This window comes from Corallococcus praedator, assembly GCF_003612125.1.
In the GTDB taxonomy this organism is placed as follows: domain Bacteria; phylum Myxococcota; class Myxococcia; order Myxococcales; family Myxococcaceae; genus Corallococcus; species Corallococcus praedator.
In genome coordinates, this window is the sequence record NZ_RAWI01000372.1 from 1 (window position 1) to 9110 (window position 9110).

Annotated in this window: 8 protein-coding genes and 1 pseudogene; 6 read left to right on the plus strand and 3 right to left on the minus strand. The window is 70.4% G+C overall.

What is annotated here, in order from left to right; genetic code table 11:
- On the minus strand, positions 1-2273 hold a 2273-nt coding region (locus tag D7Y13_RS32995; protein WP_120630890.1), incomplete at its 3' end, for a PD40 domain-containing protein.
- Positions 2274-2449: 176 nt separating this feature from the next.
- On the opposite strand from D7Y13_RS32995, the gene D7Y13_RS33000 reads away from it, so the two are divergent.
- Both D7Y13_RS33000 and D7Y13_RS33005 read left to right on the plus strand, forming a co-directional pair.
- Positions 2450-2899: a PaaI family thioesterase gene (locus D7Y13_RS33000; protein WP_120534050.1), complete on the plus strand. Its 450-nt coding sequence runs from the start codon at positions 2450-2452 to the stop codon at positions 2897-2899.
- Between the two features lie 5 nt (positions 2900-2904).
- Positions 2905-3357 carry a PaaI family thioesterase gene (locus tag D7Y13_RS33005; RefSeq protein WP_199732902.1) on the plus strand — a complete coding sequence of 151 codons (453 nt, stop codon included), beginning with the start codon at positions 2905-2907 and terminating at the stop codon, positions 3355-3357.
- A 13-nt stretch (positions 3358-3370) separates the two neighbouring features.
- On the opposite strand, the gene D7Y13_RS33010 is transcribed toward D7Y13_RS33005, so the two are convergent.
- The gene (locus D7Y13_RS33010; RefSeq protein WP_158620460.1) at positions 3371-3721 is read right to left on the minus strand and encodes a pilus assembly protein N-terminal domain-containing protein; all 351 of its coding nucleotides are present in this window, start codon (positions 3719-3721) and stop codon (positions 3371-3373) included.
- A 342-nt stretch (positions 3722-4063) separates the two neighbouring features.
- On the opposite strand from D7Y13_RS33010, the gene D7Y13_RS47250 reads away from it, so the two are divergent.
- The 3 genes and pseudogenes from D7Y13_RS47250 to D7Y13_RS33025 all read left to right on the plus strand — a co-directional run bounded on the left by D7Y13_RS47250 (position 4064) and on the right by D7Y13_RS33025 (position 7132).
- Positions 4064-5644 (plus strand): BTAD domain-containing putative transcriptional regulator, encoded by a 1581-nt coding sequence (locus D7Y13_RS47250; RefSeq protein WP_199732901.1) that lies wholly within the window; start codon positions 4064-4066, stop codon positions 5642-5644.
- A 130-nt stretch (positions 5645-5774) separates the two neighbouring features.
- A pseudogene (gene sitA5 / locus D7Y13_RS49575) lies at positions 5775-6782 on the plus strand (SitA5 family polymorphic toxin).
- Positions 6782-7132 carry a DUF2019 domain-containing protein gene (locus tag D7Y13_RS33025; RefSeq protein WP_120585188.1) on the plus strand — a complete coding sequence of 117 codons (351 nt, stop codon included), beginning with the start codon at positions 6782-6784 and terminating at the stop codon, positions 7130-7132. The pseudogene sitA5 and the gene D7Y13_RS33025 overlap by 1 nt, the downstream one beginning before the upstream one ends.
- Positions 7133-7168: 36 nt before the next feature.
- On the opposite strand, the gene D7Y13_RS33030 is transcribed toward D7Y13_RS33025, so the two are convergent.
- Complete coding sequence (locus D7Y13_RS33030) at positions 7169-7450, minus strand: hypothetical protein (RefSeq protein WP_120534045.1); 282 nt, start codon at positions 7448-7450, stop codon at positions 7169-7171.
- Between the two features lie 226 nt (positions 7451-7676).
- Here D7Y13_RS33030 and D7Y13_RS33035 point away from each other — a divergent pair, with 226 nt between their 5' ends.
- Entirely contained in the window at positions 7677-9032 is a 1356-nt protein-coding gene (locus D7Y13_RS33035; protein WP_120585187.1) for an RtcB family protein, read from the plus strand.
- The last annotated feature ends 78 nt before the right edge of the window (positions 9033-9110 follow it).

A 9110-nucleotide genomic window follows, 5' to 3' on the forward strand; every position in this document is an offset into this window, starting at 1 on the left:
CCCGCCGGCACCGCCACCTTCCCCACCGGGCCCACCGCGACGATGCGATTGCCCTTCACCACCACCACGCCCGCTTCCAGCACCTCGTCGCCCTTCATCGTGACGATGCGCCCGCCCACCAGCGCCAGCGTCCCCTCCGGCACGTCCGACTTCGCCGTGAACGACACGTCCACGCCCTCCGCGGAAGGCGGCGGCAACGTCTTCGGAGACCCGTCCAGGAACGTGAACGCATCCTTCAGCGCCCGCGTGAACAGCTTCGGACCCAACGCCCAGTGCAATGACAGGCGAGCCCCGTCCCCGGACCAGTGCAGGTATTCGCCCGCGTCACGGCTCACCTGCGTCACCGGCATCGCCTTGGTGCCCGGCCCCACCTGCGCCTCCTTGGAGCCGCGCACGAAGGGCGTCACGTACGCGTTGAAGTCCTCGCGGAAGGCCACCCACCTATCGTCGGGCGACACCTGCATCTCCATGGCGCCCGCGCTCTTCAGGTGCGTGCGCTCATTGCCCCCGTCCAGTTCGATGCTCTGGAGCGTGCGGACGTCGTCCACCTCCTTCGACTCCACGCGCAGGAAGTACACGCGGTCCGACTTCGCGCCGAAGTGCGGCTGCTGTCCGTCCCGCGTCAGCTTGCGCGCCACGCCCCCACCCGCGGACGCCACCGCGAACAGCCCCGTCTCCCGACTCCACGTGCCCGGCATCAGATAGCCATCCCCCGTCGCGCGGTACACCACCGACTTCCCGTCCGGGCTCAGCACCGGCTCCACGAAGAAGCCCGGCTGCGCCGTCACCACGCGCCCCTCCCCGCCCGTCGCCGCGACGATGCGCACCGCGCCCAGCCGGTCGTCGTCCCACGTCGTGTAGACGATGGAGCGCCCATCCCGGGAGAACGACGGGTGGAACTCCAGATGTTCGTTCTGCCGCGTCAGCCGGCGCGGCGTGCCCGACGGCAGGTCCTTCACGTAGAGCCGGCCCAGCGCCTGGTACACCACACGCTTGCCATCCGGTGACACCTGCATCCAGCGCAGCATCTTCACGTCGAAGCGGTCCGGCGCCACCGCCCTGGAGCTGCGCACCGGCTGGAACACCGTGCGCGTCCCCTTCACGTGGAAGGGAATGGGCGTCACCTTCTTCGTCGCCACGTCGATGCGGTGCAGCGTCCCGCCCGCCCAGAACACCAGCGACTTGTTGTCTGGCGTCCACGCCACCACCGGCGTCACGCCGTGGATGGCCCACGTCTCCTGCATGTCCCGGTCGAGCCCGTCGTACAGCGGCCGCTCCGCCCCGGACACCACGTCCGCCACGTACAGCACGCTCTTCGCGCGAACGCGCCGCACGAAGGCCAGCTGCTTGCCGTCCGGCGACGGCGTGGGCCGGATGGAGCCGCCCGGACCGGTGACGAAGGGCTCCACCTCCTTCGTCTCCAGGTCCAGCCGCTGGATGGCGTAGATCTCCTTGTTCGGATCCTTGTCGTACTCGAAGGACTTCCCCGGCGTGACGTCCTGGCTGAAGTAGACGTAGCGGCCGTCGGGGGAGAACGCGGGCTCGCCCAGGTCCTTCTGGTCGTTGGCGCGCTCGGTGAGCTTCACGCCCTCGCCGCCCGCGCGGTGGTACATCCACACCTCGCCCGCGCCCAGCGAGCGCCGGCCGGTGAAGTGCTTGCGCCCCACCAGGAACTGCCCGTCCGGGCTCCATGCCGGGCTGTTGAGCAGGCGGAACTTCTCCTGCGTCACCGGCTTCGGGTCGGAGCCATCGCGGTTCATCACCCAGAGGTTGTCGCCGCCGCCCCGGTCGCTCGTGAACGCGATGGACTTCCCGTCCGGGCTGTAGCGCGGCTGCATGTCCCAGGACGCGCCGGACGTCAGCGGCCGCGCCTCGCCGCCCGCGATGGGCAGCGCGTACACGTCCCCCAACAGGTCGAAGACGATTTCATCCCCGCGCGGGCTCACGTCCACGTTCAGCCACGTGCCCTCGCGCACGTCGATGGGCACCTGCGTGGCGGTAGCACCCGGGGGCGCGTCCACGCTCCACGCGTCCTTCTTCGCGTCCGGTGGCTCGGCGGCGGCGACGGGGAGCGGGGTGCCCGCGTCTCCCTCGCTCGCCCGGGCGGCGTCGCGCGCGGTGTCCTTTGGCGCGGGCGGCGGAGGCGGCTCCTGGGGGGCTTCGCCCTTCGGCGGAGGAGCGGTCGCACCCGCGGGCCGGGGCAGGGGCTGCGCGGCCAGGAGCAGGCCCGGCACCAGCAGCGCGAAGCAGAGGGCGGAGGTCAGTCGGTTCACCGGGGGAGTCCTCGTGGGGAGACGAAAGGCGCGGCAGCCTAACCGGCCTGCCCCGAGCGCGAAGGGTGAAGCGCGCGTGAACCAGCGGACATGCGGGCGGGCTCCAGCCTCCTCGAAGCGGGCGCGGACGGACGCGCTCCCCACCCCTCGCTCGAATCTGCTATCGCGGGACGTCTATGTCGGACCTCACGCTTCCAACGGACAAGGCGGGACGGCAGGAGCAGCTCTCCGTGCTGTTCAGCGAGGCGGTGCCCCACAACCACGCGCTCGGCCTGCGGCTGGTGGACGTAGGCGCCACGGACGCGACGGTGGTGATGCCCTACGCGGACGTGCTGGTGGGCAACCCGGAGACCGGGGTCGTCGCGGGCGGCGCGGTGACGACGCTCATCGACGCGACGTGCGGCACCGCGGTGCTCGCGCGGCTGGGCACCTTCGCCGCCATCGTCACGTTGGACCTGCGCATCGACTACCTGCGCCCCGCGCGCCCGGGCCTGGAGCTGACCGCGCACGCCGAGTGCTACAAGGTCACCCGCCTCATCGCCTTCGTGCGCGCCCTGGTGCACCAGGGCGACCCGGAGCGGCCGGTGGCCTCCTCGCAGGGCACCTTCATGCGGGTGGAGGACTGAGCGCCATGAGCACCCCCACCCCTCCGCTCGCGGACCTCGTGCGCACGGTGCGCCAGTCGCGCGAATACCACCGCCTCACCGACGCCATCCCCTACACGCGCTTCATGGGCATCGGCGTGGAGAACCTGGCCGGGGAGATGCTGTGCCGCATGCGGTACGCGCCCCACCTCATCGGCAACAGCCTGCTGCCCGCGCTGCATGGCGGCGCGCTGGGCGCTCTCCTGGAGTCGTCCGCCATCTTCGAGCTGCTGCTCCAGACGGACACCGGGCGCGTGCCCAAGGTCATCTCCAGCACCGTGGACTTCCTGCGCTCGGGCAAGGCGCAGGACACCTTCGCGCGCGCCTTCATCACCCGGCAGGGACGGCGCGTGGCCAACGTGCGCGTGGAGGCATGGCAGGACGACAGGACCCGTCCCATCGCCAGCTCACACGCGCTCTTCCTCCTGTCGGAGCCGTGAGCGGGGTGGGCCTCTAGCGGCCCACCTCGATGCGGTACGCGCGGCGCTTGCCCGCGCTGTCCCAGGTGAGGAGGGTGGTCGTCCCCTCCGCCAGGCCGGAGATCTCCACGGCCTCCGCGCCCGTCGTCACCACGTCCGCGATGGTCGGGTCGCCCAGCGCCACGCGGCTCAGGCCCGGCACCAGCAGCGAGCGCTTCGCGCCCTTCCTCAACGTCAACGTCTCGTCGGCGGGCGGCGCGTCCACCTTCTCCTGGGCCACCTTCTTCGCGGATTCCTTCGTCGCCTTGGACGGCTCCTTCGCGCCCACGGGCACACATGCGAACAACAAAGCTCCCAACGTGAGGGCTGCGATACGGGATGCCATGGTGTGACCTTTCAGGTGTCTCCGGTGGACGCAGGAGGAGCCCCAGCGTCGCATGCGTGCGCATCCGACGTCCCCAAAGTCTCGCGTCATTCGCTGACGTCATGGATTGCAGCACTGGCGTTGTTACAGCGTCGTTCCCATTTCTACAGGGTCGCTGCCGCGTCTTGCATTGGACAGCGTGCACGGGCGCACGGAGTTTCGCCTCGGGGTCCGCCGGATGCAGGACACGCGTTCCGGTCCCGGGTCCCGGTGGGGGCGCGGCAGTGAACGGGACCGGTCGTCAAGGGCGCTCGGCACGCACCCTGCTAGCTCCGAGAAGCAGCACGGACGCAGGGGCCTTCCATGAGCGAGCGCGAGACGAAGCTGCGGGAGTTGAAGGAAACCGCCCACGCCCTGTACCAGCGGGGCAGGTACGCACAATGCGTGGAGACGTACTCGCAGCTCGCGAGGATGCTGCCGCACGATGCGAACGTGCGCGTGCGACTCGCGGAAGCGTGCCGGCGCGCCGGTCAGCGGCCCCAGGCCATCGCCGCGTACCGGGATGCAGCGACGATACTGATGCTACTGGGTTGTGCCTCCCGCGCGCGGGGTGCGCTGAAGGCCGCGCTGGAGCTGGATCCGCGCGACCCGGTCCTCCAGATGGAGGTGGTGCGGATGGGCCAGGGCGAGGTGGTCTCGGCGGCGCTGGAGGAGGATCCGCTCGACACGTCCGCGAACGACTTCTTCGACCGGCTGCCCCCCACGCCCCCGCCGGGGCACGTCCGGAGCATGCCGCCGCCGCCTCCTCCGGCCTTCGTGCTCAATGCCGCGCTGGAATCGGGCCCTTCGAGCGGGCTGCCCGCCGCGCCGCCCATCTCGCCCCTGAGCGCCTCCGGGGGCCGGGGCGCGGCGCCGACGCGGACGCCAGCGTTCGGCTCGGGGCCGGGGCGGGAGGCCCTGCTGCCGCATCACCGTTCCGCCGCGCCGCCTCCGGCACAGGCACCGGAAACGGTGACGGAGCTCCTCGCGCGCTCCCTGGCGCATGTCGCGGCGGGTGATTACACGCGGGCACCGAACTCCGTTCCGGGCGCGCAGGGTCCAGGCACCGCGCCCGTGCGAGCGCCGGGTTCCAGCCCGGTCACTCCGGCGCAGGGTCTGGCGAACGCCGCGAACCCTTCGCGGTCACCTGGCTCCAACCCGGTTCCGCATGGCGCTCCGGCACAGGGCGTTGCGCACGCCGCGAACCCGGCCCGGACGCACAGCCCCAGCCCGGTTCCGCATGGCGCTCCGGCACAGGGCGTTGCGCACGCCGCGAATCCTGCTCGGGCATCGGCTCCTGTCCCGCACGCCGCGAATCCTGCTCAGTCCGCCGGTCCTGTCCAGCACACCGCCCCGGCCGCTGCGCGGTCACCGTCTCCCGTCCCGCACATCGCTCCGGTGCAGGCCACCGTCCTGACCGCTGCGCGGTCAGCATCTCCGGTCCCGCACATCGCTCCGGTGCAGGTCACCACGCCGGTCACGGCTCGCGCCGCGCCGCCGACTTCTTCGGCCACACCGCAGAAGGCCCTGCCCGGGACGCTGCTGGCCCTGCCGGCGCATCCCCTGACGCCCACCGCCTTCACGCCGGTGTCGAAGTTCGAAATGCCTCCGGAGCGCCCCACCGTGAAGGTCATCGCGCTGCTGAACCGCTCGCCGGAAGCCGTGCCGACGCCGCCTCCTCCCCCGCCCCTGCCGCGCTCCCAGGTCGGGCATCCGCATGCGTCCTCGCTGACGATGCCGCCCCTGGCCACGCTGCCCTTCAAGCCGGAGATGCGCCGCCTGGCGCCGAACGTGGTGGCCCTGCGCGTGTCGCCCCAGGCTCGCTGGGTCATCATCCGCTCGGACAGCGACCTGCAGGTGAGCCGTTCGGAGGCACTGCCTGGAGACGCGACCGCGTCACCTTGAGCCGTGCGCCTCATGCGGGCTGTCCGACCGGCCTCTCACGCCTTCGCACTTCCAAGCGCACGGTCCCTTGCAATCGCATTGCATGCCATGAGGTCCTCCTGGGAGCAAAACCGCTCCGAGAGGACTTGGCATGCAGCCACGGTGGTGGATTCCCTTTCTGCTCGTGCTCCTCACCGGGTGCGGCAGCGCCACGAGGGTGGTGCGTCTGGACACGGGCCGTGGCGCGCCCATCGTGATCACTCCGCGCGGAAACGCCGCGCTGGTGAAGCTCAGCGCGGATGACCTCAAGGAGGCCGTGGAGGCCCTGGCTCACGTCGCGCGGCCCTCCACGCGGCCCCAGGCGGCGGCGCGGCGCTTGTTCGGAGTGGATCCACGCAGTGGCTCGTACCTGTACGAACCCCACCGGCGTCGCATCACTCCGCTCGATCCCGGTGAGCAGTTGGAGGGGGAGTCACCTGCCGAGGAGGTGGAGCTGACGCGCGCCTACCTGCGCTGGTGCGAGCGCACCGCCAGGAAGGGTGACTGTCTGCACCTGTTGGCGGAGAGCCCCACCGTCACCGGGGATGGGAAGTACGCACTGGCCCTCGCACTGGCCCAGGGCGTCGTGCTGGAGGAGATGTTGGATGCCTTCAAGGGTGCACGAGCCGTTCTCCAAGGGCATCGCCGCGGTGATGACCGTCACGCTCATCGGCTACGTGGGCCTCGATACCTTCAAGAGCCTCATCGTGGGCTTCAAGCAATTGGTGGAGGCCGTGGACCGGGCCAACACCTTCGATGAACTGCGAACCGAAGGAGAGCGCTACGGCAAGGTGATGGGCAGGACCGCGGCGCGAGCGTTCGCCATGCTGGCCGTGGCGGCGGTGGGCAACACGACAGCGGGGCTCGCGGCGAAGGTCCCCACACTCCCAGGTGCCACGCAGGCCGGTTCGGGCCCCAGTCGCTCCACAACACCGAGAACGTCATCCCCCTGGACAAGACCCTGCACACCGACATCAGCGCGGTCTATTCATCGGTCCGCTACGCCATCACGCAGTCCTATACACTGACCGTGCGGCAGTGGCTGAGCACGCAGTCCTACCAGGCCCAAGGCGAGTTCGGGCTGCTGGCCATCGAGAACGTGCAAAAGGGGCTCTGGTGATGACGCTGGAAGAATGGGTCGCCCGATTCGCTCAGAACGTCGCGGCCCAGACCGATGCCATCCGGCAGGGTGACGCCAGGACAGGGAATCGCCACGCCAGGCAGTACACCGCGGCGCTTCAGGAGTTGCGCGCTCGGGGAGATGCCGGCCGGGAAGCCCTCACCATGCCGCTGACGCATCCCCGCACGGATGTTCGCGCCATGGCGGCGGGTTTCCTGCTCCGCTACCGGACGGCGGAAGCCAGGGCCGTGTTGGAAGCTGCGGCGAAAGAAGGAGGCGTGGGCGCCCTCGACGCCATCATGACCCTGCGACACTGGGACAACGGAACCTGGGCGCTGGATCCGGAGTAGCCCTCCGGCCCCTTCACGCCCCGACCCCCACGCGTCCTACATCGACACGGACTTCTTCGGGTCGATGAGGCTCTGCAGCGGGCTGCTCGCGTCTTCGGCGTCGTGCGTCTCTTCGGGTTCGTAGGCGCGGACCTGCGCCTCGCAGTGGTTGCTCTTGCGGCTCTGGTGGCAGTGGCGGATGCCGTAGACGTGATGGCAGCCGCACGGATCCACGCGCTTCTTCGCGCACAGCGCCGGATTGAACACCGGGCCCGCGGTCATCTCCACCGGCCCCGCCTGCAACGACATCGCCAGCACCACCCCAGTCAGAAACCCCATCGCCCACCCCCTTGATGCACGCCAGAGAAATGGGAATGCCGATCCAGGGCCGCAAGCCCCAGGCTTGTCCGACTGCCGATCAGTGCACTCCGACCGACAACCCCCTCGCCCCAAGGCCCTCCCACACCAGGCAGGCAGCCATCCGGATGTCGGAAACCCTACCTCCGTCAGATATGAGGGACGGGTCCGTCACTGCCGCGGGTTCACCCACCTGGGGTCACACGCCATGAGCTGGAAGCAACACCTGGAAAAGGTCTCCGAGGGCCACTACGTCCTGCCACGCACCAAGACGATGCGCGTGCACGCGGACCTGTTCCTCTCCGACAAGCTCCTCTGGGGAGAGGGCACCCCGGAGTCCCCCGGCCTCGAAGACGCCGTCTTCGACCAGATGGTCAACGCCGCCACCTTCCCCGGCGTCACCCGCGTCGCCGTCACGCCCGACTGTCACGTGGGCTACGGCGTCCCCATCGGCACCATCGTGGAGACCGACGGCGTCCTCCTGCCCACCGCCGCCGGCTACGACATCGGCTGCGGCATGGTCCAGCTCCAGACCTCCCTCAAGGTGGAGGACGTGGCGGACCCCGCCAAGCGCCGCCAGTGGATCAACGAGGTCACCGAACGCATCGCCGTGGGCGTGGGCGCCAAGCGGGTCAGCAAGCAGCGCAAGCTCAACGAGAGCACCCTCAAGGAGGTCCTCCGCCACGGCGCCAAGGCCCTGGGCCGGGGCAACTCCGTCACCGAACGCGACTTCATCCCCGTGGAGGACACCGGGGTGGACATCCCCGGGCGCGCCTACGACAAGCGCGGCCAGCTGGGCAGCCTGGGCGGCGGCAACCACTTCACCGAGATGCAGGTGGACGAGCTGGGCCGCGTCTGGGTGATGCTCCACACCGGCAGCCGGGGCTTCGGCTGGAACATCGCCAAGCACTTCTTCGTGGAGGGGGCCGCCCACCTGGGCCTCAAGAGCCGCAGCGAGGACCTCATCTGGCTGGACGCGGACAGCGCCCTGGGCCGCTCCTACTGGAACCTGCACAACATGGCGGCCAACTTCGCCGTGGCCAACCGGCTGCTCATCGGCGAGGCCGTGTGCGGCGCCCTGGAGGACGTGTTCGGCGGCACCGCGAGCATCTACTACGAGATCTCCCACAACCTCATCCAGCGTGAGGCCGGGAAGTTCGTCGCCCGCAAGGGCGCCACGCGGGCCTTCCCCGGCGGCCACCCCGCCCTCAAGGGCACCGTGTGGGAGTCCACCGGCCACCCCATCCTCATCCCCGGGTCCATGGAGACGGGCAGCGCCATCCTCTTCGCCGAACCCGGCGCGGAGAAGTCCATCTACTCCGTGAACCACGGCTCCGGCCGCAGGCTGTCCCGCGCCGCCGCGCGCCGGCAGCTCCAGCAGGAGGAGACGGACCAGCGCATGAAGGAGGCCGGCATCCTGCTCAACACCCGCACCACCCCGCTGGACGAGTCCGGGCCCTGCTACAAGAACCTGGACGACGTGCTGGAGACGGTGGAGCAGGCCGGACTCGCCCGGGTGGCCCACCGCCTCAAGCCGGTGGCCTGCATCAAGGGCGCGGACTGAGGCGGAAGGCCCGAGCCCGCGGGGGGCTCGTGGGGGAGCCCGGGCGGCGGTAGAGTGGACGCCCGCCTGGAGCCCCAC